The organism is Herminiimonas contaminans (assembly GCF_015645465.1).
Lineage (GTDB): Bacteria > Pseudomonadota > Gammaproteobacteria > Burkholderiales > Burkholderiaceae_D > Oxalicibacterium > Oxalicibacterium contaminans.
This window is the reverse complement of record NZ_JADOEL010000008.1, coordinates 1-23,762: the sequence shown is the minus strand read 5'-3', so window position 1 is coordinate 23,762 and position 23,762 is coordinate 1. Positions and strand designations below refer to the sequence as shown.

The 23,762-nt window shown below is 46.7% G+C and carries 24 protein-coding genes and 1 pseudogene; 15 read left to right on the top strand and 10 right to left on the bottom strand.

The features are described 5' to 3' along the window. Positions 1-78: 78 nt before the first annotated feature. From IXC47_RS19370 to leuD, 6 genes and pseudogenes are all read left to right on the top strand, one after another. Positions 79-449, top strand: a pseudogene (locus tag IXC47_RS19370) (IS21 family transposase); the annotation flags it as partial. A 175-nt stretch (positions 450-624) separates the two neighbouring features. Continuing rightward, positions 625-1,803, top strand: coding sequence for a 3-hydroxybenzoate 6-monooxygenase (locus IXC47_RS11055; RefSeq protein WP_195875688.1), 1,179 nt, complete (start codon positions 625-627; stop codon positions 1,801-1,803). Between the two features lie 24 nt (positions 1,804-1,827). After that, positions 1,828-2,685, top strand: coding sequence for a fumarylacetoacetate hydrolase family protein (locus IXC47_RS11050; protein ID WP_195875687.1), 858 nt, complete (start codon positions 1,828-1,830; stop codon positions 2,683-2,685). A 54-nt stretch (positions 2,686-2,739) separates the two neighbouring features. Continuing rightward, positions 2,740-3,783 carry a gentisate 1,2-dioxygenase gene (gene gtdA / locus IXC47_RS11045; RefSeq protein WP_195875686.1) on the top strand — a complete coding sequence of 348 codons (1,044 nt, stop codon included), beginning with the start codon at positions 2,740-2,742 and terminating at the stop codon, positions 3,781-3,783. Positions 3,784-3,789: 6 nt separating this feature from the next. After that, complete coding sequence (gene leuC / locus IXC47_RS11040) at positions 3,790-5,196, top strand: 3-isopropylmalate dehydratase large subunit (RefSeq protein ID WP_195875685.1); 1,407 nt, start codon at positions 3,790-3,792, stop codon at positions 5,194-5,196. After that, positions 5,193-5,825: a 3-isopropylmalate dehydratase small subunit gene (leuD, locus tag IXC47_RS11035; RefSeq protein WP_195875684.1), complete on the top strand. Its 633-nt coding sequence runs from the start codon at positions 5,193-5,195 to the stop codon at positions 5,823-5,825. Before leuC ends, leuD begins: the two co-directional genes overlap by 4 nt. Positions 5,826-5,849: 24 nt before the next feature. On the opposite strand, the gene IXC47_RS11030 is transcribed toward leuD, so the two are convergent. Then, entirely contained in the window at positions 5,850-6,743 is an 894-nt protein-coding gene (locus IXC47_RS11030; RefSeq protein ID WP_195875683.1) for a LysR family transcriptional regulator, read from the bottom strand. Between the two features lie 128 nt (positions 6,744-6,871). Between IXC47_RS11030 and IXC47_RS11025 the strand changes: the two genes are divergently transcribed. Next, a complete protein-coding gene (locus IXC47_RS11025; protein ID WP_195875682.1) occupies positions 6,872-7,768 on the top strand; it encodes a LysR family transcriptional regulator in 897 nt (298 codons plus the stop codon). A gap of 10 nt (positions 7,769-7,778) precedes the next feature. On the opposite strand, the gene IXC47_RS11020 is transcribed toward IXC47_RS11025, so the two are convergent. From IXC47_RS11020 to IXC47_RS10995, 6 genes are all read right to left on the bottom strand, one after another. After that, on the bottom strand, positions 7,779-8,480 hold the full coding sequence (locus tag IXC47_RS11020) for an ABC transporter ATP-binding protein (RefSeq protein WP_195875681.1): 702 nt from the start codon (positions 8,478-8,480) through the stop codon (positions 7,779-7,781). Next, the gene (locus tag IXC47_RS11015) at positions 8,473-9,228 is read right to left on the bottom strand and encodes an ABC transporter ATP-binding protein (RefSeq protein ID WP_230089514.1); all 756 of its coding nucleotides are present in this window, start codon (positions 9,226-9,228) and stop codon (positions 8,473-8,475) included. Before IXC47_RS11015 ends, IXC47_RS11020 begins: the two co-directional genes overlap by 8 nt. A 13-nt stretch (positions 9,229-9,241) precedes the next feature. Then, positions 9,242-10,228 carry a branched-chain amino acid ABC transporter permease gene (locus IXC47_RS11010; protein ID WP_195875679.1) on the bottom strand — a complete coding sequence of 329 codons (987 nt, stop codon included), beginning with the start codon at positions 10,226-10,228 and terminating at the stop codon, positions 9,242-9,244. After that, positions 10,225-11,091, bottom strand: coding sequence for a branched-chain amino acid ABC transporter permease (locus IXC47_RS11005; protein WP_195875678.1), 867 nt, complete (start codon positions 11,089-11,091; stop codon positions 10,225-10,227). The genes IXC47_RS11010 and IXC47_RS11005 overlap by 4 nt, the downstream gene beginning before the upstream one ends. 120 nt (positions 11,092-11,211) lie before the next feature. Then, entirely contained in the window at positions 11,212-12,297 is a 1,086-nt protein-coding gene (locus IXC47_RS11000; protein WP_195875677.1) for a porin, read from the bottom strand. Between the two features lie 159 nt (positions 12,298-12,456). Beyond that, on the bottom strand, positions 12,457-13,638 hold the full coding sequence (locus IXC47_RS10995) for an ABC transporter substrate-binding protein (protein WP_195875676.1): 1,182 nt from the start codon (positions 13,636-13,638) through the stop codon (positions 12,457-12,459). A gap of 357 nt (positions 13,639-13,995) precedes the next feature. Between IXC47_RS10995 and IXC47_RS10990 the strand changes: the two genes are divergently transcribed. From IXC47_RS10990 to IXC47_RS10975, 4 genes are all read left to right on the top strand, one after another. Then, on the top strand, positions 13,996-15,099 hold the full coding sequence (locus IXC47_RS10990) for an aromatic ring-hydroxylating dioxygenase subunit alpha (protein ID WP_195875675.1): 1,104 nt from the start codon (positions 13,996-13,998) through the stop codon (positions 15,097-15,099). A gap of 80 nt (positions 15,100-15,179) precedes the next feature. Continuing rightward, positions 15,180-16,157, top strand: a complete 978-nt coding sequence (locus IXC47_RS10985; RefSeq protein ID WP_195875674.1) for a PDR/VanB family oxidoreductase — start codon at positions 15,180-15,182, stop codon at positions 16,155-16,157. Between the two features lie 94 nt (positions 16,158-16,251). Then, positions 16,252-17,451 (top strand): formaldehyde dehydrogenase, glutathione-independent, encoded by a 1,200-nt coding sequence (gene fdhA / locus IXC47_RS10980; RefSeq protein WP_195875673.1) that lies wholly within the window; start codon positions 16,252-16,254, stop codon positions 17,449-17,451. A gap of 417 nt (positions 17,452-17,868) precedes the next feature. Continuing rightward, positions 17,869-18,651 (top strand): hypothetical protein, encoded by a 783-nt coding sequence (locus tag IXC47_RS10975; RefSeq protein ID WP_195875672.1) that lies wholly within the window; start codon positions 17,869-17,871, stop codon positions 18,649-18,651. A gap of 146 nt (positions 18,652-18,797) precedes the next feature. On the opposite strand, the gene IXC47_RS10970 is transcribed toward IXC47_RS10975, so the two are convergent. The 3 genes from IXC47_RS10970 to IXC47_RS10960 all read right to left on the bottom strand — a co-directional run bounded on the left by IXC47_RS10970 (position 18,798) and on the right by IXC47_RS10960 (position 21,212). Next, entirely contained in the window at positions 18,798-19,757 is a 960-nt protein-coding gene (locus IXC47_RS10970; RefSeq protein WP_195875671.1) for a patatin-like phospholipase family protein, read from the bottom strand. Between the two features lie 20 nt (positions 19,758-19,777). Then, on the bottom strand, positions 19,778-20,872 hold the full coding sequence (locus IXC47_RS10965; protein WP_195875670.1) for a nucleotidyltransferase family protein: 1,095 nt from the start codon (positions 20,870-20,872) through the stop codon (positions 19,778-19,780). A 112-nt stretch (positions 20,873-20,984) separates the two neighbouring features. Then, on the bottom strand, positions 20,985-21,212 hold the full coding sequence (locus tag IXC47_RS10960; protein WP_195875669.1) for a DUF2188 domain-containing protein: 228 nt from the start codon (positions 21,210-21,212) through the stop codon (positions 20,985-20,987). A gap of 360 nt (positions 21,213-21,572) precedes the next feature. Between IXC47_RS10960 and IXC47_RS10955 the strand changes: the two genes are divergently transcribed. From IXC47_RS10955 to IXC47_RS10940, 4 genes are read left to right on the top strand one after another with little or no spacing between them, the layout of a single operon-like run. Beyond that, the gene (locus IXC47_RS10955; RefSeq protein ID WP_195875668.1) at positions 21,573-21,944 is read left to right on the top strand and encodes a hypothetical protein; all 372 of its coding nucleotides are present in this window, start codon (positions 21,573-21,575) and stop codon (positions 21,942-21,944) included. Next, complete coding sequence (locus tag IXC47_RS10950; protein WP_195875667.1) at positions 21,941-22,366, top strand: hypothetical protein; 426 nt, start codon at positions 21,941-21,943, stop codon at positions 22,364-22,366. The genes IXC47_RS10955 and IXC47_RS10950 overlap by 4 nt, the downstream gene beginning before the upstream one ends. Continuing rightward, complete coding sequence (locus IXC47_RS10945; RefSeq protein WP_230089513.1) at positions 22,356-23,120, top strand: ImmA/IrrE family metallo-endopeptidase; 765 nt, start codon at positions 22,356-22,358, stop codon at positions 23,118-23,120. The genes IXC47_RS10950 and IXC47_RS10945 overlap by 11 nt, the downstream gene beginning before the upstream one ends. A 56-nt stretch (positions 23,121-23,176) precedes the next feature. Continuing rightward, a complete protein-coding gene (locus tag IXC47_RS10940; RefSeq protein WP_195875666.1) occupies positions 23,177-23,470 on the top strand; it encodes a hypothetical protein in 294 nt (97 codons plus the stop codon). The last annotated feature ends 292 nt before the right edge of the window (positions 23,471-23,762 follow it).

Below are 23,762 nucleotides of genomic sequence, written 5' to 3'. Positions count from 1 at the left end.
ATAGAATTAATGGGTTCAAAGTCATGGAATACCCATACAGTCCTGCCAAGGACGGCTTGCACTCTAGGTCTGATTGGAGTGATCGACGTGGCATTACTTGGAATTATTCGACGCTGGCACGTTCGTGACCATGTGTCTTTAAGAGAGATATCCAAACGACTGGGTATCTCTCGAAATACCGTAGATGTTATCTACGGGCCGAAACTGTCGAGCCAGCCTATGCTGATCGACGTTCTTCGACGTCTCTCGATAAATACCTTTTCAAGCTTTTAGCCTGGTTGAAGACCGAGGCGGCGAAGTCACGTAAGCAACGACGGACTTTGAAACAAATGCACATCGATTTGTGTGGGCTGGAATTTGAAGGGTCGTATGACCGGGTCGCAGCCTTCGCCAGACAGTGGAAGGTGGATCAGTTAGAGAGGATCAATTCTGCGAGCAAATCAACACACTCCCGTTTTCGATGTAAATCAACGCATTATTTCGACCTCGTTACTCCGATCTTGCCGCCGGATGATGCATAAAATTGCATCAAAATATTTGATTAACGTTATCAAATATCAGCAATCGACTGATAGCGTTTCAATTTATATACTGATGGCAGTTACTATATAAAAAGGTGGATTTATGGGAAGTCAAAAACAAACGCTACCGATTTTGATTGTGGGCGGCGGCATCGGAGGTTTTGCTGCAGCGCTATCCTTAAGCCAGAAAGGATACCGCTCCATCGTGTTAGAACAAGCGGCAGAAATCAAAGAAATTGGGGCAGGGATCCAAATCGGCCCCAATGTGTTTCGCATGTTCGACAAGCTTGGACTTACCAAAAAAATTCTCAGCAAAGCGACTTTGCCGAAGACGCTTGTAATGATGGACGGGATCACTGGAGAAAACGTTGTAAGTATCCCGCTTGATACGAGTTTTTTAGAGCGTTTCAACCATTCATATGCTTTGATTCATCGCGCCGATCTACATTCTGTATTCGTCGACGCCTGTCGCGATTCTCCGCTCATTAAAATTGTTACCGGTCAAAAAGTGAAGGACTTTGATGATAACGGCAAGTCAGTCACCGTGAATACAGTAAGCGGAGACACTTTTGAGGGCGACGCACTGCTAGGCGCAGACGGTTTGTGGTCAACCATCCGTGCAAAATTGGTCAACGACGGCCCCCCAAGAGTTTCCGGCCATATAGCCTACCGTGCTGTCCTGCCTATCGAAGATGTACCTGAACACCTGAGATCCAATTCAATGACTTTGTGGGCCGGGGCAAAGACCCACTTAGTCCACTATCCGCTGCGCGGAGGAAAGCTGTTCAATCTTGTAGCAGTGTTCCATAGTGAGCGATATGTTGAGGGCTGGGATACGGCCGGAGATCCCGAAGAATTAAATCGTCGATTCGCCGACGCAACCCCAGAAGTCAAAACGATGCTCGCGAAAATAGAATCCTGGCGTATGTGGGTTTTATGCGATCGGGAACCGATCCAAAATTGGTCTAAAGGACGTGTGACGCTGCTGGGTGATGCCGCACATCCTATGCTGCAATATGCAGCTCAAGGCGCAGGGATGTCAATCGAAGATGCGGTGGTGCTGGCGGACGAGATTGCTACTGACGGCGACTACGAAGCAGCGTTTTTTCGCTATCAGGAGCAACGATATCTGCGGACAGGAAAAGTACAAATTACTGCAAGACTATACGGCGAGTTTTATCACGCGAAGGGTGTAACTCGGCAGTTGCGGAATGATTTCTTGAAAGCGCGAACCGTCGAACAGACACTTGACGGTATGGCTTGGTTATACAACGGAATTTAACGGAAATTAACAGGAGCAATTCGTATGAAAATTTGCAGATTCGGTCAAAATCAGTTGGGAGTGGTCGAAGACGACCAAGTTAAGGACGTAAGTGCCGCACTGGACGTGCTATCGCCATCGAGCTATCCATATCCCGAAAACGATCAGCTTATAGCCAATTTGCCGCAAGTGATCGCTAGGATCAAGTCACTATTACCGGGCGCATCTGCGCTACCGTTGGCCAGTGTTTCTTTTCTAACTCCAGTCGCCAACCCTGGAAAAATTGTTGCTGCACCAGTTAATTATCAAAAACACTTAAAAGAAGTACTTGGGGATCCGAACCTTCATCACAATAATCAGATTGGAGAAATTCATCGAGTCGGACTTTTCTTAAAAGCTACCAGTTCGCTAGTAGGGGCCTCGGAGGGAGTCGCCTTACGCAAGCTGGATAGGCGCAATGATCATGAGGTAGAGCTTGCCGTGATCATTGGCCACGAATGCAACAATGTTAAACGGGAAGATGCATTGAAGTATGTCGCCGGCTACAGCATCGGCTTAGACATTACTATTCGGGGGCCAGAAGAGCGAAGCATGCGCAAATCACCTGATAGCTACACAGTACTTGGACCATGGATTGTTACTAGCGACGAATTAAATGATCCCAGCGCATTAGACATTAGTATCGCAGTCGACGGTGAATTACGGCAAAAGTCGAACACATCAGATCTGATTCTTGGTGTTGCCGAATTGATTGAATTTGCGTCCGCGTTTTATACCCTGCATCCAGGGGATATTCTGATCACGGGTACACCAGAAGGCGTCGGCCCAATTGAGCCAGGCCAGACCATGATCGCGACCATCGAAAAGATCGGTACTTTGGCGGTTGTGATCCGCGCCGCATAACTAACCTTGACGACCACCAGTCGGAAAAGCTCTATACATAGCTAGGGGTCTAATATGCAAGCTACAGAAACCAGCAAGTTGTTGGCCGAAAAAACCCGTCAAGAATTCTATGACCGTCTTGACCTCAATGACACTGCCCCCTTGTGGGCCGCAATGTCTCGGCTTGTAACGCCCCGCCCGGTCGCCTCTTATGCAGCGTCAATTTGGCGCTACGAGATGATGCGCCCGCTGCTTCTTGAGGCGGGCAGGCTTATTACCGCCAGAGAAGCGGAGCGTCGGGTGCTCATATTAGAGAATCCCAGTCTGCGCGGAATATCTCAGATAACGGAAAGTCTTTATGCCGGGTTACAGTTAATAATGCCCGGCGAAGTAGCACCAAGTCACCGGCACGTCGCATCAGCGCTTCGATTAGTGATCGAGGGGCATGGCGCTTACACGGCTGTCGACGGTGAACGCATCACGATGCATCCTGGCGACTTTATTCTGACTCCTTCATGGACTTTTCACGATCACGGTAATCCCGGTACGGAGCCGGTCATTTGGCTTGACGGGTTAGACGTACCCATTGTCAATTCGTTTACGACAAGTTTCGCCGAAAATTATCCGGAAGAAAAACAAGCCATTATCCGTTCCGAAGGGGACACCGCAATGCGATTCGGTATGAATATGCTTCCGATGGAATATCAGGCTACCGGTAAATCCTCTCCATTATTTTGCTATCCATACGATCGCACCCGCGATGCACTTGACACGCTGTTTAGAAACGGCCCAATCGATCCAAAGCAGGGAGTCAAGTTGCAGTATGTAAACCCGGTAAACGGTGGCCCTCCGATGCCAACCATGGGTGCTTTTATGCAGTTCCTTCCAAAAGCATTTGCTAGCGAGCCTAGCCGAGCTACAGACGGAACCGTCTATTGCGTCGTTGAGGGCCGCGGAAAATCGATCATTAACGATAAGGAAATATCTTGGATGCCGCATGATGTCTTCGTCGTGCCGTCTTGGTCCAGCCTCGAACATTTCGCTTTTGAAGATACGGTGTTATTCAGCTTCTCTGATCGCCCGGCGCAGCAGGCGCTTGGGATTTGGCGGGAACAATAATTCAAGATGACAAATAATTTATTTCAGAAGTTGTGGAGTTCTCACATAGTCCGGGAAGAAGCTGACGGCACAGCACTTTTGTACATTGATCGCCACTTCGTCAATGAAGTAACCAGCCCTCAAGCGTTCGAAGCGGTCAAAAAAAAAGGCGGAAAAATTTGGCGTATAGCGTCCATAGTGGCGACATCTGACCACAACGTTCCTACCAAAGGCCGGAACACCTTGATTCGCGATGACTTAGCCCGATTGCAAATTCAAACACTCGAGAAAAACTGCGAAGATAATGGAATCTTCGCCTATCCGATGAACGACATCCGGCAAGGTATTCTGCATGTTGTCGGACCAGAACAAGGTCAAACTCTTCCCGGTATGAGTATAGTTTGCGGAGACTCTCATACAAGTACTCACGGCGCGTTTGCAACGTTGGCTTTTGGAATAGGGACATCCGAAATAGAACATGTGCTCACCACTCAATGCCTGGTATTTGCCAAACCGAAAACGATGCTGATTAGCATCGAAGGGAATCTCCAACGTGGCGTTTCGGCAAAAGATTTGATTCTTTTCATATTGAGAAAAATTGGCTCTGCTGGTGCGGCGGGGTATGCCATTGAGTTCGCTGGTGAGGTGATCGCACGCATGAGCATGGAAGCTCGAATGACGATCTGTAATATGGCCATCGAAGCCGGCGCTAGAATAGGCTTAATTGGCGTCGATGATACGACTGTAGATTATTTACGTGGCCGACCTTTTTCTCCTAAGGGCAAAGAATGGGATAACGCCATAACATATTGGAAAACGCTATTTACTGATCCAGGCTCATGTTTTGACAAAAAAATTATCATTAATGCCAATCTCGTAGCGCCTCAGATCAGCTGGGGAACCTCTCCAGACATGGTTATTGATGTGAATGAATCCATACCGGATCCGTTATTACAGGACGACCGAGTTAGGCGTGAGTCCATAACGCGTGCACTAGATTACATGCAATTGAAGTCCGGCCAAAAATTGACAGAAGTCTATTTAGATAAAATTTTTATCGGATCATGCACGAACTCAAGAATTGAAGATCTTCGTGCCGCCGCCGCGATTATTAAAGGGCAAAAAATTGCGCAAAATATCAAATTGGCATTGGTGGTGCCAGGTTCAGGCTTGGTGAAAGCACAAGCTGAAGCGGAAGGATTACATCAAGTATTCATCGATGCCGGTTTCGAATGGCGCGAACCCGGATGTTCAATGTGCCTGGGAATGAATGATGATCGTCTTTCCGCCGGAGAGCGTTGCGCATCAACATCCAATCGGAACTTCGAAGGTCGCCAAGGCCCTAGGGGCCGCAGCCATCTCGTTAGCCCTCAAATGGCGGCGGCAGCAGCCATTAAAGGTCACTTTACCGACGTTAGATTATTATTCGTATGAAAAAAACGCTAACCATTCGTGGTCAAGTGGTGCCGATAGATCGTCCGAACATAGACACTGATGCCATCATTCCTAAGCAGTTTATGAAATCAATTGTTCGGTCTGGGCTCGGTAAATATCTGTTTGATCAGTGGCGATTTTTAGATATAGGCGAATTAGGCAACACCGCTGTGAGAACGAAAAACCCAGATTTTGTACTAAATTTAAAACGCTATGAGAACGCCAGCATCTTATTGGCAAGAGAGAACTTTGGTTGCGGATCCAGTCGAGAGCATGCAGTGTGGGCATTAGAGGATTATGGCATCACCGCCGTAATCGCTCCAAGTTTTGGTGATATTTTCTTCAGTAATTGTTATAAAAACCGGATAGTCGCGATTCAGCTGCAAGAAGAGGAAATAAATATACTATTTCAGCAAATAAATGAATCTGAAAACTATTCCTTATTAATTGATTTGGAAAATCAATTAGTTCACAGTCCGTTTTTTCGTGAGTTCCGATTTGCTCTAGACCCTATTGCAAAACATCGCATATTAAACGGTTTCGACGAGGTGACAATGACTTTGCAACATAATGCAGAGATTGCAGCTTTTGAGGGGCAACGCGCTATCCAATTTCCATGGATGTTTTAGCGGGCAGCAATGCTAAGAAATTTGCTATTCCTGGAAAAGACTAGTCATAATTTTTCTAAGCCATTCAATTCCCGGGTCGCGTGCATATCGTTTATGCCAATGCTGCATGACTAGATATTCTGGAATTTTAAATGGCGGCTCGAGCAAGCGGATTCGACCAGTGTTCGCTAACGCAAGTGCAAATCGGCGCGGTACGGTCGCGATAAAATCAGTACTTTCAATTGTAGATGAAATGCCAAGATAATTCGGAATACGCAGGCCGATGTTATGACTGATGCCTCGTGCCGTCAAAGTGGCTTCGACTATGCCATGTGCCGTTCCAAGTTTGGTGACAATAACATGTGACTCGGCCTCGAACTGTTCTTGGGATAATGTATTTCTAATTCTAGGATGTACAGAATTAACAATGCAAACAAATTTATCTTTGAATAATCTCTGCTGGAGAAATCCTGGATCTTGTTCGGGCAAGAAACCAACAGCTAAGTCGATCTCACCTGATTCCAAATTTTTTGGTGTGTTCTCTGAGACATAGGTGACCTCAATTTTTACTAAAGGCGCTTCTTGACTGAGGCGAGGAAGCAGATCGGGCATAATTACTCGCTGACCAACATCTGTCATGCAAAGCTGGAACATGCGGCTTGATGTTTTAGGATCGAACGAAGACTGATGTCCAAGGGCCTTTTTTAACAGTGTCAACGCATCTTCGACTGACTGTATGAGGCCTTCCGCATGAGGTGTTGGCGCCATGCCAACGGATGTTCGTACAAACAGCGGGTCACCGAAATGCTTGCGAAATTTCGCAAGGTTCATACTTACAGCAGGTTGTCCCATTTGTAGATTCTCCGCTGCCTGGGAGATGCTTCCTGTTCGATAAATTTCTTGGAAAATGGTCAATAATTTTAAATCAATGTTATCCATAGTTTGTTCGCTTGCGTAAAAATCTCTTGTAAGTTCTTGGCTTGCCAACACCCAGACATTGCTGCTGGAAACAATCTTAAGAATCGAAAAGATCAAATTCGAGTCTGCCCCACTTTATTGGAAATGGAATGAATGATATCGATGCCAAAGATTTTTTGATTCTCAACGAAATATATCGAACAAAAAGTGTCACTGCCGCAGTGGAGAAAGTTGGGCTTGGCCAGCCCTCGATCAGCATCCGACTGGGCCGGTTGAGGAAACATTTCAATGATCCACTTTTTGTTCGTACGTCTACTGGAATGCAACCTACTCCCAGAATGGATGGTTTAATATCGGCCATAGGAAATGCGTTAACACTTTTCGACGGAAGCGCCGGCGTTATACCCACCTTTGACCCGGCGATTTCCAATCGTGCCTTCAGAATTTGCATGACTGATACCGGACAAGTCGTTATTCTTCCTCGGCTTCTTGCCAAGCTGAAGGATATCGCTCCGATGATCAGAATCGAATTGATTAATCTTACTTCAGACGCTGCGAGACTTTTGGAAGCCGGCGAGGTTGACATCGCTATGGGTTTTCCGTTTGACATGCCTTCTCCTTTCTATCAGCAGAAGCTATTTGACGAACACTTTGTTTGCATCGTAGGAGCCAATCATCCCCGGATTAAAAATAAGATGACAGAAAAGCTTTTTCTCAGCGAACGACACATAGAAGTAAATTTACCAAAGGGTAATGGACATGGGATTCTCGCGAAAGCAATGGAAGAGAACGGGGCAATTAGAAACTTTGCTCTTCAGTTACCGTCATTTCTTGGCGTGGCGCGTATCGTTGCTCACTCTGAACTCGTATCGATCGTTCCTGCACATCTAGGTCGGCTACTCGCAGAGGACGGACATGTCAAAGTCATGGAGGCGCCAATTCCGCTGCCCGTTTATCCAGTGAAGCAATATTGGCATGAGCGCTATCACCACACCCCAGCTAACAAATGGTTAAGAAGCTTGGTCGCCAATCTGTTTATTGAATAAGCTACCGAGGCTAAGACACTGATACCAAGCGGTTTAGTAACGCACTATCGGCGAGAAGGGACGCGCTCTCGGATTCGTATATCACTTTACCGCGGTCGAGCGCAATCATGTTTTTCGTCAACGCAAGTGCTAGCCTTGCATGTTGTTCCACAATTATGACTGCCAGTCCCTCATCCGTGACCAGCCCCTTAATGATTTGCATAAGGTCCTGAACAATAATTGGTGCTAAACCTTCCATGGGCTCATCCAATAATAGCAAAGACGGATTTGTCATCAGCGCACGAGCAATAGCAACCATTTGCTGCTCGCCGCCAGAAAGCTGATTTCCCATATTTGCACGCCGCTCTTTGAGCCGCGGAAAAATACCGTAAATCTTTTGAAGGTCCCATTTCCCAGGTCGTGCAACGACTGTGAGGTGTTCTTCGACGGTCAAGGACGGGAACATATGCCGTTCCTGCGGAACCCAGCCAAGACCTGCCAGAGACCGCTTGTAAGTCGACGTGCTGGAAATATTCTTACCTTGCCAAAATACTTCGCCGCTATGAAGCTTAGTAAGACCCATCAAAGTCATAATCAAGGTTGTTTTACCTACGCCATTTCTGCCCAATAGTGCGAGGCTGCCACCGGTTTCCAATGATATGGATACATTTTCCAATACGATGGAATCACCGTATCCGGCGGACACATTGTGAAACCGTAATAACTCACTCATGTGCAGCTTCTCCAAGATATACTTCTTTAACGCGCTGATTTGATGCGATCTCGTTAGGCGTGCCTTCTACCAATACGCTTCCCCCCACTAAAACTGTAATTCTTTCCGCGAAACGAAAAACCAGATCCATATCGTGTTCAATGAATACAATCGTTACATCTTTTGGCAATTGTGCAATGATCTCGAAAAGCTCTTTGCTTTCAGCGGAAGGAATGCCTGCAGCGGGCTCGTCTAATAGCAGTACTATCGGGCGAGTTGCCAAGGCAAGCGCAATTTCCACCAATCGTTGCTTTCCATACGCTAGCCGACTCGTCAATTGATTAGCTTCGTCGGTGAGCTTTAACGAGTCCAGAAGTGCCATCGCTTCATCGACAACTGCTTGCTCACTGGAGACGGTTCGGTACCATACGTAGCCCAACCCCTTTCGCTCACTGATCGCGAGCACCACAGATGCAAGCACCGTCATTCCGTTGAATAGTGTATTAATCTGATATGTTCGCGTGATACCCCGCCTTACTCGCTCGTGCGGCCGAAGCGTAGTGATATTGTCGTCTCCCAAAAACACGCTTCCGGCACTTGGAGGAAATGTCCCAGTCAGTAAATTGATAAAAGTTGTTTTCCCGGCGCCGTTCGGGCCGATCAGTGCATGACGAGAGCCGGGCAAAAAATTTAGTGTGATGTCGCTGTTTGCCTTAAATCCGCCCCAGGCTTTCGAAAGTCCTTCAGTTCTCAGACTAGTGTTCTTCATCAGATTTTCCATTTCAAACTTTCGGCCAAATCTTTTTTCTGTAGGTACCTAATTTCTCAATGCCACCAAGAATTCCCCCCCGGGCATAGAGGACGGAGAGAACCAGCAGCAGGCCGATCCAAAAATGCCAAAATGTAGGATTGAGAGTAGCGATGTAATCTTGTGCAATCATAAAAATCGCTGCGCCAACCAAGGCTCCATACAGGCGACCTGTCCCACCAAGCACTAAAATGATGAGAAGGTCTGCGGAGCGTGAAAAGCCAAGAGAATCGAGCCCCACAAACTGAGTGGTCTGAGCTAGCAAAGCACCGGCCACCCCGGCTATCGCTGCCGAGACTGTATAGATGGTGGTCAGCCGAAGGGGCACGTTCACACCGATTGCCGACATTCGGGTGCTATTTTCCCTGATTCCAATCAAACTTGAACCAAAGGGAGAGCACAACATGCGACGGATGACGACGAACAAAATAAATAAGATCAGGAAGCTATATATATAAGCCGTCTTACCATTTAGATCAAATTCAAAAATACCGAATATCTTTTCCATCTGCATGCCAGACAAACCATCGACGCCACCAGTTATGAACGCAGCTTTATTCGCGGCTTCGAATAACATTAAACCAATACCTAGCGTTACCATTAACCGTGTCAGATCATGTCCTCGAAGTACTAGGAAGCTTGTGATATAGCCCACGAGTCCAGCCACAGTGGCCGCGGCGAATAACCCCGTCAACGGCTCGCTCCAGCCATGCACGGAAAGTAAACCAGCCGTGTAGGCACCTACCCCGAAAAATGCTGCGTGTCCCAGAGAAACGATGCCAGCGTAACCGAGGATCAAGTCGAGAGATAGCGCAAATAGTCCCACTATCATAATTTGGCTAATCAGTAAAAGGTGGCCCGGGAAAACAAAAAATGATACTACCGGCACAAGCCAAAATAATATTTCCTCAATTTTCCAACGACCATTCGGCAATATTGGTATAAAGTTTTTATTTATCATTTTCGCTTCCCAAGCAAGCCTGCCGGAAATGCGATCAGCAGAATTACCATTAATCCATAAATCACGAACGCACCGATGTCGGGCACGTAATATTTTCCTGAAACATCGAAAATTCCCAAAATCATTGCTCCAATCAACGGTCCTCGTATGGTGCCCACTCCTCCGACAGAGACCACCAGAAGAAAATAAACCATATATTTAAAAGGAAAAGTAGGATCAAGCCCTAATACGTCAATACCCAGTGCGCCACCTAATGCCGCCATCCCAGAACCCAGTGCGAACGTGAGGCTGAACACCTTGTTGACGTTAATTCCGAGCCCGGCGGCCGCCTGCTGGTTATCGACGGAAGCACGAATTTGCGCCCCGAATTTGGTTTTTTCTAAGAGTAAACCGAGCGCCGCCGCGATCAAAATCACAACACCGATAAGGAACAGACGATATGCGCCAACATCTAATCCAAACACCGACACTTGTCCGCGGAGGTACTCGGGAAGAGAAACCGGCTGCTGAGATGGGCCGAAGAAGTAAGCTGCGGTAGCTACGCTCATAAACGTCAGGCCAATAGAGAACAAGACCTGATCCAGCGCGTGGGCTTTGTACAAGCGACGATATAAGAGTTTTTCCAGCACGATACCTACCAAGGCGCCGACAAGAAATGCCAGGGGAAGAGAGGCGAGAAATGGTACACCAAGCGCAGAAAGTGAAATGACACTCACATAGCCTCCCACCATTGCGAAGGCACCGTGGGCGAGATTAATAAAATTCATTAGGCCCATTGTGATGGAGAGACCGATGCTGATTAAGAAAAGCAGGCCTCCATACGCAATACCATCAAAGAGCACACCTAAAGCATTACCCAACATATGTTTTCCCAGTCACAAACGTATCCTTCATACTTCGCCGCCTAAATCTGTTAAACCTAAGCCAATATCACGTTAAGTAAATTGACAGGAACCGAATAGATTCCTTGCCAGAATTTGTGTTTAAAATCGGTGACGTACCCCGGCCATAGCCGCAGCCTGATTCACCCCAGCACCTGGTGTGGCACCTGAACCTCCTGTGGCGGAGACCGCCGAGTTTTGCTGGTTACGCAAATAGACGCCAGACACATACAAGCTTGTACGGGTAGACAGACTGTAGGTCAGTCGAGAAGCCAACTGGGTAGCGTTGTTCCCGCTAATAAAGCCGCTGAGTCGCCCAATTTGGGTGTCAAGTACAACCGCGGGACTAAACCGATAGCTCAAGCCAAGGAAGAAAAGGTCGGTATTGGCGTTAGTCGTGGTCATTACTTTCCGTCCGACCCACCCCAATCCTATCTTTGCATCGCCGAATTTGTAATAACCATTGAGAGAGGTACGCGTGTCTGTAAATGCGCTATTGCTCAAAGGGGCGCTAGCGCCGGTATTGCCGTTCATACGGTCGAATGCGGCAGCCGCACCAAAATTGTTGAGATCATATTTCAGCATTGTGGTCCACTGACGACAGGCTTTTGAGTCTCCCGCCAATTCGCCTGCACAGTTCGTCGCTGCGGGTCCGCCACCCGTCGCTGTGTCACGTCCAAAGCTGTATGTTGCACCGACCGTCACGGCTGAAAATTTACCTAAATAGCCAATGGCGTTGTCTGATCGAGCATTAGGCAAGTATGGATCCATATTGGCGGCCTCGTGAATACTGCCGCCAAGGATATCGGAGTCTAATAACGATAAAAACGTCATATTGTAAATTCGACCTAACGTAACGGTGCCGTACGGCCCGTCGATCCCCACGTATGCTTGCCGGCCAAATAACCGACCACCTTGCTGGGACGCGCCGGTATCAAGCGCCAATCCGTTTTCCAGAACGAATAATGCCCGATACCCATCACCGAGATCTTCGGAACCTTTAAAGCCGAGCCGCGAGGGCGTCGAACCCGTCTGTGTCGGCAGCCTAACCAATGATTGGCCTGCAGCGTTCGCATTCGTAACATATTCGACTCCGGTATCAACAACACCGTAAATAGTCACGTTGGTTTGTGCAGCAGCGATTCCTGCTGACAGACTTAAAAAGCTAAAGGCAATAATTTTTTTCATAAGGTCTCCACTATTTATAGTTTTATTAATTTTATTGGGCGCGCGAAGCCACATTGCTTAACGCAATTTATTATTTAAACGGTTTGGATATTGACGCGGTTAACTTGTTAATGATCGGCGCGGCTGCCGAACAACTACCGCCGGAAAAGGACGTTCAATTTATGGCGATAGCTTTCCAGGGTCTTTAACGGCATCGAATTTATCGAATTCAACTGCTACTGCTTTGCCTTTGATAATCTCTATTTTGCGCATGTAGACAGTATTGATACTGTCCCGGCTGGTTGGGTCAATTGTCAATGGTCCCCTTGGACTATCAATCGTTAAACCCTTCATCGCATCAATCAATTTAATGCGATCTTCAGGGAGCCCAACCTTCTTCACCGCCTCTGCAATTACCGCCATACCATCATAAGCACCCACGGCTAGATAGTTAGGCTCCATCTTTCCACCAGAGACCAATTTGTAAGTTGCGATAAAGTCTTTATTTTTTTTACTGTCATGCGAAGGGGTGTAGTAGCCGCTGGATATCGCCCCGATTGCAGCGTCCCCAGACGCTTTCAGCACGTCATCGTCAACCCATCCCTCTGCGGAAATGAGTTTGATGCCTTCTTTCGCAAGACCACGCTCTTTAAAAGTTTTGTAGAACAGGATAACCGGCTCGCCCACTGGCAAAAACGAAAACACCGCGTCAGGCTTTTGGTCCTTCACTTTTTGTAGGTAGGGCGCAAAATCAACATTAGTCAACGGAACGGCAACTTCACTCACAATCTTGCCACCAGCTTCAATGAACGATTTCTTGAACCAAATTGCCGCCTCCGCTGCCGGCGCAAAGTCGGCACTCACAATTGCGACGCTCTTGATCCCGTTCTGTGCCGCCCACTTACCCAATGGATATGATGTCTGCCCCGGAGTAAACGAAGTACGCACGATATATGGTGACTTCGTCGGAATAATAGATGCGGAGGCATTCATTAAAATCATCGGGGTCTTGGCTTGTGTAGCGATCGGCGCGACGGCCATGGCGCCGGGCGTGAAATCAAATCCAGCGAGGAAATCAACCATGTCTCGGGTGATCAACTCTTGCGCTACACGCTTCGCGATATCCGGGTTAGGACCGGCTGTATCGCGGTATATCAGCGTGACTTTATGTCCCGCCAACTTACCGTCATTTTGCTTCAAATAAGTATTGATGCCGTTTTGAAGTTGGTGGCCGCCGATCTCATACATCCCGGATAACGATGCCACGATGCCGATCTTGATTTCCTTGTCGTCGCTTTGCCCCATCACGGTAGTCATTAACGAAGCAGCGCCTATTGCGACCAAAGCCTTTAATCCACGCATAAAATCTCCATATTATTTTTGTAATTAATGGGCTTTGTTTTGGCCCATACTTTAATTAGTTCGCCGTTATCGACAACCCCAGGCCAAATTTAAGCAATAAACTTAAGTCGATCAATGCAATGACCTTAATAAACCCCATTGAAATTGACAATAATGCTTTTTTTGATCAAGCATGCAGTGTCGGCGTTGCCTTTATTGATATGAACAATGGCAGGTATTGGGGGTATTGAATTGTGCTGGTTTAACAGTGTACTTATCATGATGAGCAATAAAGAAGCGCTGCATTGCATTCACGCGATTGTTGGCGTTTATTCGATAAGCATCGGTTAATGTGGGGCCAATAGCAGGAGACCATAAATGACAACCCATCAAAAAGTGCAATCAGGCACATTCCCCCTCAATGCATGGTACGCAGCAGCATACGATGTAGAACTTAAACGCGAGTTGCTGCCACGGACAATTTGCAAGCAAAAGATAGTGATGTATCGTCAATTGAACGGTACCGCTGTCGCGCTTGAAGATGCATGCTGGCATCGTTTATTACCTTTGTCTAAAGGAACGCTGGCAGGCGATACCGTGATCTGTGGCTACCATGGGCTGACGTTCAATCCTAGTGGCCGTTGTGTCGAAATGCCCTCCCAAGAGACAATGAATCCATCAGCGTGCGTACGTTCATATCCAGTTGCTGAAAAGCATCGCTTGGTTTGGCTGTGGCCGGGAGATCCTACGCTTGCCGATGAAAGCAAGATCCCTGATTTACATTGGAATGATGATTCAGAATGGGCTGGCGACGGGCAGACCATCCACGCTAAGTGTGACTATCGTCTCGTAATCGATAATTTGATGGATTTAACGCATGAGACGTTTGTGCATGGGAGCACCATCGGTCACAGGGAAATCGCAGAAGCACCCTTCGAAGTGACATACGATGACAAGTTCGTAACGGTAACCCGCTGGATGACCGATCTTAATCCGCCTGCTTTCTGGAAAGGGGCTCTAAAACATCATACTGGTTGGGATGGAAATGTAGACCGGTGGCAAATTGTGAGGTTCGAAGCGCCAAACACTGTGACGATTGACGTCGGCGTTGCGAAAACAGGAACAGGGGCCCCGGAAGGTGACCGTTCACAAGGTGTAAACGGATTTGTACTTCATACGCTAACGCCAGAAACCGAGACGACTTGCCATTATTTTTGGTCGATCTGCCGAAACTACAGGCTTTCGGATCAAGCTACTACGCAGAATCACAAGGCGGCCGTGCACGGCATATTTAAAGAAGATGAAAACATTCTTGAAGCCCAGCAACAAGCGATTCTTGCGCATCCAGAGCGTGAATTTTACAACCTGAATATTGACGCAGGCGCAATGTGGTCTCGTCGTCTTACCAACCGCCTCATCGATCAAGAACAATCACATTTAAGCTTAGTCTCGAACGTTATCCCGATCGTTGCTGCAACTTAGCCTATCTGCAAGAAACCAAACTCATAATAAATAAATAGAAAATATGCGCCCTCGCTAACGTATAGATTTGGAGACTGAGAATGAAATTTCGAGACCATTGGGTAAATGCCTCCGTTACAGCGTTAGAAAATATAAGCCCAAGTATTAAACTTTTTCAAATTACCCCAAAAAATGGGAGGGCATCGTGGACTCCTGGATCAAACATACGAATCCGTGTGCGAGTCGAAGATCGTTCTGAGATTCGTACATATTCTTTAATAGATACCGGGGTCGAAGATGAACACTATCGCATCGCTGTTCGATTAATTGAAGATGGCCAAGGCGGATCACGATATATGTGGTCGCTTAACGAAAACGATTTGATCGAAATTTCTCAACCGCACAATCACTTTGAATTAAGTAGGTATTCCACTTCATATACGCTGGTCGCAGGTGGCGTAGGCATCACGCCGCTCGTAAGCATGGCAAAAGCATTAAGTAATAGCGATAAACCTGTGAGGTTGATCTATGGCGTTCGTACCCGCTCAGAGGCTGCATTTGGTGACCTACTCAAAACCTGGCTCGGGGAACGCCTTGAGTTGTCAGTTGGAGATGAGGACGGCCCGCTAGACATCGCGAGTATTGTCAACTCTGTGGATAAGAACGGCGAACTATATGTGTGTGGCCCTATTGGTATGCTTGAAGCGATATCAAAACTATGGCGGAAAAGCGAAAGGCCACTTGGGCTGTTACGGTATGAGACCTTTGCCGCGAGTGGGCATTATCCTAGCCAGGAATTCATGGTTGAAATTCCCCGGTTGAATAAATTAGTAAGGGTGCCTGCCCATCAGAGCATGCTCGCCGCTCTGCAAGAGGCTGGAGTCGAACTGATGTCGGACTGCAAACGCGGCGAATGCGGTCTTTGTGTAGTCGACGTTGTTAGTACGACAGAGCCCGTCGATCATAGAGACGTGTTTTTAAGTGCGCATCAAAAAGCCGAAAATAGAAAATTGTGCGCATGTGTTTCACGTAGTGCCGGTGGCACTGTGACTATTGACACGGCGTATCGAGGTCTGTAGCAAATTTCGTTAAGCCTCATTTGCACGGCCAATTGCCTATATGGGTTATCGACCACAGCAAAAATCTTTAAACCAACGTTGAATTGGAAAATAAATGGCAGAGAATCGCGGAGTAGTCTACGTAGGGCAAGGGAAAGTGGAAATTCAGTCTATCTTATATCCCAAGCTGGATAATCCGGCTGGTAAAAAAATTGAACACGGCGTTATTCTTAAGGTAGTCACTACGAATATCTGCGGATCAGATCAACACATGGTTAGGGGTAGGACGACTGCGCCGTCGGGCATGGTCCTCGGCCACGAAATTACCGGCGAAGTACTTGAGGTTGGCAAGGATGTGGAAACCCTTAAAAAGGGGGATCTTGTTTCGGTACCATTTAATGTCGCATGCGGCCGCTGCCGTACATGTAAAGAACAACACACTGGCGTCTGTCTGAGCGTCAATCCTTCAAGAGCTGGTGGCGCGTACGGCTACGTCGATATGGGAGGCTGGATTGGCGGGCAAGCCGAATACGTCATGGTGCCTTATGCCGATTTCAATTTACTCCGATTTCCGGACAATGATAAAGCGATGGCAAAGATTGCCGACCTTACCTGTCTATCGGATATTTTACCGACTGGCTATCACGGAGCGGTTACTGCAGGAGTTGGCCCGGGAACAACTGTTTACGTCGCAGGAGCCGGGCCTGTTGGGCTGGCGGCGGCTGCTTCTGCAAGATTGCTAGGGGCAGCAGTTATCATTGTCGGAGACGTAAATCCAGTACGCTTGGCCCATGCGCGCAGTGTTGGGTTCGAAACTGTCGATCTATCGTTGGATGCAACCCTAGCAGATCAAATTTTTGTAATACTTGGCGATGCTGAAGTGGACTGTGCAATTGATTGCGTAGGCTTTGAGGCACGTGGACATGGTCACGATGGATCACAAGTTGAAGCTCCGGCAACAGTTTTGAATTCATTAATGGAGATCACCAGAGCCGCCGGACGTATTGGAATTCCGGGTCTCTACGTCACTGATGACCCTGGCGCTCATGATGCCGCTGCTCGGCGAGGCAGCTTAAGCCTTCGCTTAGGGCTAGGCTGGGCTAAGTCGCACAGCCTCCACACTGGACAAACTCCGGTCATGAAATATAACCGACAACTCATGCAAGCGATCCTTTGGGATAAATTGCACATTGCGGATATAGTGGGTGTACAGATAATTTCGCTAGACGACGCTCCACAAGGCTACGGAGAATTTGACGCTGGCGCTCCTAAGAAATTTGTAATCGACCCACACGGCGCCACCAGGAGCCGATAAAAAAAACGGGGCGCTGACCAAAATTACAATGAAGTCGTGCCTATTCCCCTAGAATGCTGGATCAGAGAGTTGCAGACAGCAGCAGCGCGAACGTGCGTAATGAAGGTGCGACAGTCAGCAGCTGCCTACGGGGTTCAGCCCAGCGATACTTTCCAAATGCAGCGACTTGATCGCCATCAGCCAGTTAGGTATGCACCTCAGCGCGATAACTTATCCATTCAGTCGCTAATTTAAAAAATACATTGGCGACGATTTCTTCCGGACCGACATATGTCCCTGCATACGGGAAGCCTGCAGCCTCGGTCCATGTACTCGCCGGTTTAGCGCCACTTATCGATCATAAGTAGCTGGCCCGACAAGACACACTGATATGATGCCGAGAAGGACTTCGTATAGAAAGTCACTAGAGGGGAATCGATGTCTACTATTAAAACTATATTGTTGTTCCTTACTGCACTCCTTTTCAGTTGTTCAACTGAACATGAAGAAGCGACGATTAAACTGGATTTTAAAAATGAAAGTGGTTTGTCGCGCGACCAAGTGGCAAAAACAGTTACTGAGTTTTTAAAACAATGTCCAGCAATTGCAAAGTACTCAGAAGATTTTAGCGCATTGAAATTCTCGGATGGTAATCCTGTTCATAGAATCGATAAGCTGCATGGCTGGACAAAGAAATTCGAGATCACATTCAAAGTTGCAGATAGGCCTATTCATAGTGAACTGGTGGATGCTATGGCAATGGGCCACGTTTGTTACTACGATCTTGGTGGCGGGCAACGCCCTGGCTTCCAACCTGCTAAAAGTCCATGCGCCAAAATTTGTAATGTACCTGAACATACTTTTGTAGAAGTACCGAGCATGGTTGACCTAGATGATCCTTCAACTGACGGATATAAGTCACGGCGCGCTTCGATGATTAAACGCTTTCAAGAAAATGTAGCGCAGTATAAAGATGATGCCTTGCGTGGTGATTATCAAGCACAGCGCAACCTGGCATATACCTATGCCAACGATTCCTTTTCCCCGGATGACCAGATTACTGCATGCTCTTGGCGCGCAATTATTCTGACGTCCCAACCAAAAGCTGGGAAGATTGACCAAGGCAATTTGAAAATCGATTGTTCATCTTTGAACGACGAGCAGAAATCAATTGCCTCGGGCCGTGCAAAGTCGATATTTCAGGGGATCACTAGCAAATGATAAAAATGTGTGACTTAGCAGTGTGTACTGTTGAGTAGTTTGGATAAACCTGAAATAGCTGTTACTTCATTTGCAATCGATGCCAATACTCCGAGAACTATCAAACCGCCTATCCGAGATAAACAACCACAAAGAATTAAAGATGTTTAATCGATTAAAAATTGTCTTAACGTTGCTTCCCTGCTTGCATATGATTCGCGCCCCCTCTGACGCAATAAATTCAATTTTTGTAAATCGTGTTCCATTAAATCAGTCGCCATGTCAGGCCGCTCAAAAGTGTCACTTATACGAATAGTCGCGACGTCGTTAAATAATATAGAGCGCAACTGGTCCATTGACTGAGTGTTAATCTCTAATGTCTTTTGCAGCAACTGTACGCTGACCAGGTATTTTTTTGCAAACCACATTTTTAATGTTTTTGGTTTGGGCTCTGGATAAACACCAACACCAACACTAATTACTCTTATATTTTCTTTTGGAATTTTCTGCGCTTTTACTGCGTCAGCAATCGCGTAAAGTGTTGGATTATTGGCGCAATACCCGCCATCGATTAAGTCGATTTCATCTCCATCGTTTGTTCGTATAATCTTGCGATCAAAAAATGGATATGCTGAACAGGATGCTTGAACTGCGTCAGCAATACTTACACCGAATCCTGGTAAAAATGTGCCAATGCGGCCATGAGCTTGTTCAACATTTCCCTTGAAAATCATTGGACGTTCAACTTCCCACTTGGTGGTTACAACACCTATACCAGTCTTCACGTCCCGGAAGCTAGCGGTTCCAAACACTTCTTGTGCCAACTTGGCTAATGCATCAGTTTTTCCTCTAGGTGTTTTCTGACGCATTACAGTGGGGACATGCTTTTTGTATAGATCGTGAATTTGATCGACTTCATATCCTAGCGCAATGAGCGATGCAATAATTGCTCCGGTACTCGTACCAAACACGAGATCGAAATGCTGGTGAAGTGGACCTCCTAGCATCCCCTCAATTTCCTTGAGAACACCGAGCGTATAAAATCCCTTAGCACCACCCCCATCCAAGCTTAATATACGAAATGGCTTTTTCGCACCCACAATGTTTGCCAACCCTTGATCGATCATTCTTACCTCCTTGTCTGACATTATAAGTAGACAGCTTTGGAAAGAATTTGAGCAGGAAGACGATGAGAAAGAGCCGCGTATGGATCCAATTCGTTTGCGATGTCCTTGGCGAGTTGATCAAGCTCCGCATATAGCTGCTTCGTTCCAATCAGAGCTTTAGGATCGCTATAGATTAGTCGCGTCCCATTCGGGACCTGGAGGACACGACGATAGTGCTCATTATCGATGATCATCTTTAAATGAGTACGCGCGCGATCCACCAATAGAAGATCAACTCCGAAAGGCACCTGAAGTTCTGCCTCGCTCATGTGCCAAGCTATCGATGCAATATCGTAGCTAGACAAGTTAATTTCAGCATCCGCATCGTATCGAAGATTCTTTAGCAATCGAATTACCTTACGCAAAGCCCCATTTGATCGATTGCATTTTTCGGCAATACGGTTGATGTGCATGAACGGTAGATTCGTGACCTTGGTATTGGTATGACTATCCAGGATGCAAATTTTTCGATGTGCGATATTTCCTGATTGTTTCCAATCTAAGGTATCGTGCCAATGTGATGGGACAACATCGATTACCCGTTTAAGTGACCCGCCAGATAGCGTGATTGATTTACTGCCAGAGGCGTCAACGTCCGCGGCATAAAACCGTCGTTTCAAGATATCAATCGACTGTGCCCTCAAATTTTTCAAACATTCTGTTGGCGTTGGACCTGAAACATCGTGATAGACATATTTGCTTTGAACGTCCAAATCCACCGTTACAAAACCCGCATGCAGCACCAACAAATCAATGTCGCTATTGCCTCGAACATGAACATCTAAAGGCACAGAACCCTGATATTCGAATGCTGAAGGAATGGATACAGCCGTCAACCCCTCGGCAAGACGATCCCTGACCCGGTTTCCTTCAGCGTATGTATTTTCTGTGTACTCCCGATCGACTGGCTGCATTGCGCCCAAAGCATATTTAACCGATTCCGGTTCGGAAATTGACGTGAACTTCTCTTTTTTGCGCTCCGTGATTAACGAAGCAACTGAGTCAAAAGTCCCGTTTCTGCTGTAAAGCCCTTGTCGGCGATCGCGCAATCGATCAAGTTTATTCGAGTAGTTCATGTCACTCTTTCCAATGTGGTCTTGTTAGTTACATATGCCTGGTTAATTGCCACTTCACTCGATTGTTATGAAGAAGCTACAAAATGGGCCAGATTTTGGCTGGCCCGCGGAATCAGCCTTTTGGTGGAAATGGGTCTTTCCCATGACTATCTTTCGTCTGAATTTGACCGTTCCGACCATGCACAACAAGTTCAGTGCCTTGGCTTTTTGCAATTTCCCGCCCTTTATCCACGGCAGGGGCCTTAGTTGAAAAAATGGCGGTTGCGCGATCAGCGCCAGCCCCTTTAACTGCCCAGCCGTCTTTATGACTGACGACATGTTGGTTACGTTTATTGCTCACAGGAAATCCTCCTTAAGATTCTGAACAAAGTGTTCACTTATATATACTGGAAGACATCAAAAACCGGACACAGCCGAAATGTCCGGATTTCCGGCAATTGCCGTATATAAAAATAGCTGGGGAGGAGGAGTTGTTGGCAACTGAACATAATGTGGTGTCAATTACACGCGGATTGAAGAGGCATTAGCGTCGCTGAGCCAGGCTGACTATGTCCGCATATATAGGCAGGCAAACTATTTACTGCCAGGAACCGGGTTACAGGATCCACAAGAACTTTTCAATGAAGCGATTACAAGAACCTTAGAAGAAACTCGCATCTGGCCATGTGACGTTCCATTTAAAGCCTACATCCATGAAGTAATGTCTAGTATCTCCGACGGCTATAGAAATCTAGTTCGACATGATCGAGAAATTCTTGCAAATGATCGTCGTAATGTGAACGCCGACCCTGATGACGATCTAATAGATGAGTTCGGCAGTGAAAACTTAGCGATTGATAATGTATTGATTGATCGCGAAAGCCAATCATTAATGGCAGCAGATCTCAAGGCCATTGAAGATCACTTTGAAGATGATGAGGATGTGACGTTAATAATTATGGCTATGGAAGATAAAGTGCCACCTCGTGAAATGGAATCGGAATATGGTATGAGCGTTCAGAAATATGAGTATGCGCGAAAGAAGTTGCGGCGCGGCATTGATCGCCTATTCCCCGGAAGGAGGAAGATATGAGCGGACTTCATAAGAACGATCCTAGAGCAAAATATAAGACGATTGAGAAGAGTCTCGCTGAAGATGTGAATCACTTATCAGATGCGGATCTTCTGCAAGATGCTACGGACGATGGCTTAAATCCAAAAGACATTGCACTGAATATGCGAGCTTCCGCGCTAAGCTTAGTGGCAGAAGCCAAAAGAAAACGCATTCTTCAGGTAAGAGAAAAATTGAAAGAAAGCAATAAATTTTCTCGTAGTGAATTGTCGCGCCCAAGCATGGATGCTATCAAGAGTAAGTTGCAGGAGCTTTTCTCTCGTCGCCCTGAGTTAGCAGTTGCGTTCAGACAAGGAACAAAACAGTCAGACTCTGACTGGCAAAGCTTGTGGGACGATTTAATTGAGATTGGCGAGATTAAGAAAGAAGATCTTGGTAATTGATATATCAAAGCTTTCTGTTGCCGAGCGAATATTGTGGGACTACGGCATAACTGATCCAGCGGACATTGATTTGCAAGTTATTGCATATGGGTTGGGTGCAACAATCCACGTAAAGCCTTTGGATGGTTGCGAAGCTCGACTTGTCGCCAATGAAGAAAAAGCCGTTATTACGGTGAACTCAAAAAGTATTCCGACGCGTCAGAGATTTTCAATTGCACATGAACTTGGGCATTGGCAGTTGGATAAAGGTCGTGGTGGCTTCTTATGCGCTAAGGACGATATTAGTCCGCAAAATGACGCATCTAAAGAAGGCGAGGCGTTGGCAAATAATTTCGCAAGTCAGTTGATTCTCCCTGACTATTTGTTTGGGCCGATTGCTACAGCCAAACCAATTTCTCTTGATGCCGCTGAGAAAATTGCTAACTTATTCAAAGCAAGTATTACAGCAACCTCAATAAAGATGGTTCGGAAAGCAGCCATTCCTGCTTGGATTGTCTGTCATCGACAGCGCGGCCTTGCCTGGTTTTTTAAAAGTCCAAGTTGCCCTGAAGAGTTATATCTCAATCGAGATCTCCATCACGACACGGATGCATTCGGTCTTCTTTATGGCCCTGAGGATGCACGAACTAGATATAAACTAGAAGACGGAACAAGATGGTTTTCAAATCGAGAAGCCTCTCGCTACCAGGTTCGATCGCAATCAATGAAATTACAAGATGGGACAGTACTGACAGTTCTTTCTATTTCAAAATAAATAATTGAGCCGTTATTGAAAATCTGCTGATAACACATCAAATTAAGAGGCATTTAATGGGAATTGATCAAAAAGCACGCTCATTACATTGCAGATTGCAGGCCGGATTAAACTTTCAAGAATTAGACGGTGAAGATGTCGTATTTTTGAAGGATGTTCCATATGAGTTAGAGGACATCATAGCCCGCTGGATACTAGCGTTGCCACCAGAGCTGACAACAGAGGGGGCACCCGATTGCATACTGCGTCAACATGCCACTAAAGGGATCGCTCTTACGGAAGAGGGCTGGAGCAACTATATTTCTTGGATGTTGAATATACTCGTTCAAGCACAGTCTAAAGAAAATTGAATCGCTGCTCCCCACTGCGAATCTAATCAAATTAATCAAACGCCCTTGAGAAACAACATTCTGCTTCCCATGTTTATTCATCGGAATCCTGAGAGGCATTCATCAATACTTGTAATTCTGGGGTGCTATATAGCAAATTCTTTAACTGCGTCACATTAAGAGATGTGAAGCGCCCCGGGATTTGTGGAGGCTCCAACATCTGAGAAAATGGAGCCATGAAGAAGCAAAACAAATTTTCCCCCGAAGTGCGTGAACGCGCTGTACGTATGGTGCTCGAGCATCGTGGAGAGTA

What these genes read in the sequence shown, in the direction of transcription:
- IXC47_RS11055 (WP_195875688.1), top strand. Translation starts at nt 625, where the DNA reads ATGGGAAGTCAAAAACAAACGCTACCGATTTTGATTGTGGGCGGCGGC.
- IXC47_RS11050 (WP_195875687.1), top strand. Translation starts at nt 1,828, where the DNA reads ATGAAAATTTGCAGATTCGGTCAAAATCAGTTGGGAGTGGTCGAAGAC.
- gtdA (WP_195875686.1), top strand. Translation starts at nt 2,740, where the DNA reads ATGCAAGCTACAGAAACCAGCAAGTTGTTGGCCGAAAAAACCCGTCAA.
- leuC (WP_195875685.1), top strand. Translation starts at nt 3,790, where the DNA reads ATGACAAATAATTTATTTCAGAAGTTGTGGAGTTCTCACATAGTCCGG.
- leuD (WP_195875684.1), top strand. Translation starts at nt 5,193, where the DNA reads ATGAAAAAAACGCTAACCATTCGTGGTCAAGTGGTGCCGATAGATCGT.
- IXC47_RS11030 (WP_195875683.1), bottom strand. Translation starts at nt 6,743, where the DNA reads ATGGATAACATTGATTTAAAATTATTGACCATTTTCCAAGAAATTTAT.
- IXC47_RS11025 (WP_195875682.1), top strand. Translation starts at nt 6,872, where the DNA reads ATGAATGATATCGATGCCAAAGATTTTTTGATTCTCAACGAAATATAT.
- IXC47_RS11020 (WP_195875681.1), bottom strand. Translation starts at nt 8,480, where the DNA reads ATGAGTGAGTTATTACGGTTTCACAATGTGTCCGCCGGATACGGTGAT.
- IXC47_RS11015 (WP_230089514.1), bottom strand. Translation starts at nt 9,228, where the DNA reads ATGAAGAACACTAGTCTGAGAACTGAAGGACTTTCGAAAGCCTGGGGC.
- IXC47_RS11010 (WP_195875679.1), bottom strand. Translation starts at nt 10,228, where the DNA reads ATGATAAATAAAAACTTTATACCAATATTGCCGAATGGTCGTTGGAAA.
- IXC47_RS11005 (WP_195875678.1), bottom strand. Translation starts at nt 11,091, where the DNA reads ATGTTGGGTAATGCTTTAGGTGTGCTCTTTGATGGTATTGCGTATGGA.
- IXC47_RS11000 (WP_195875677.1), bottom strand. Translation starts at nt 12,297, where the DNA reads ATGAAAAAAATTATTGCCTTTAGCTTTTTAAGTCTGTCAGCAGGAATC.
- IXC47_RS10995 (WP_195875676.1), bottom strand. Translation starts at nt 13,638, where the DNA reads ATGCGTGGATTAAAGGCTTTGGTCGCAATAGGCGCTGCTTCGTTAATG.
- IXC47_RS10990 (WP_195875675.1), top strand. Translation starts at nt 13,996, where the DNA reads ATGACAACCCATCAAAAAGTGCAATCAGGCACATTCCCCCTCAATGCA.
- IXC47_RS10985 (WP_195875674.1), top strand. Translation starts at nt 15,180, where the DNA reads ATGAAATTTCGAGACCATTGGGTAAATGCCTCCGTTACAGCGTTAGAA.
- fdhA (WP_195875673.1), top strand. Translation starts at nt 16,252, where the DNA reads ATGGCAGAGAATCGCGGAGTAGTCTACGTAGGGCAAGGGAAAGTGGAA.
- IXC47_RS10975 (WP_195875672.1), top strand. Translation starts at nt 17,869, where the DNA reads ATGTCTACTATTAAAACTATATTGTTGTTCCTTACTGCACTCCTTTTC.
- IXC47_RS10970 (WP_195875671.1), bottom strand. Translation starts at nt 19,757, where the DNA reads ATGATCGATCAAGGGTTGGCAAACATTGTGGGTGCGAAAAAGCCATTT.
- IXC47_RS10965 (WP_195875670.1), bottom strand. Translation starts at nt 20,872, where the DNA reads ATGAACTACTCGAATAAACTTGATCGATTGCGCGATCGCCGACAAGGG.
- IXC47_RS10955 (WP_195875668.1), top strand. Translation starts at nt 21,573, where the DNA reads ATGTCTAGTATCTCCGACGGCTATAGAAATCTAGTTCGACATGATCGA.
- IXC47_RS10950 (WP_195875667.1), top strand. Translation starts at nt 21,941, where the DNA reads ATGAGCGGACTTCATAAGAACGATCCTAGAGCAAAATATAAGACGATT.
- IXC47_RS10940 (WP_195875666.1), top strand. Translation starts at nt 23,177, where the DNA reads ATGGGAATTGATCAAAAAGCACGCTCATTACATTGCAGATTGCAGGCC.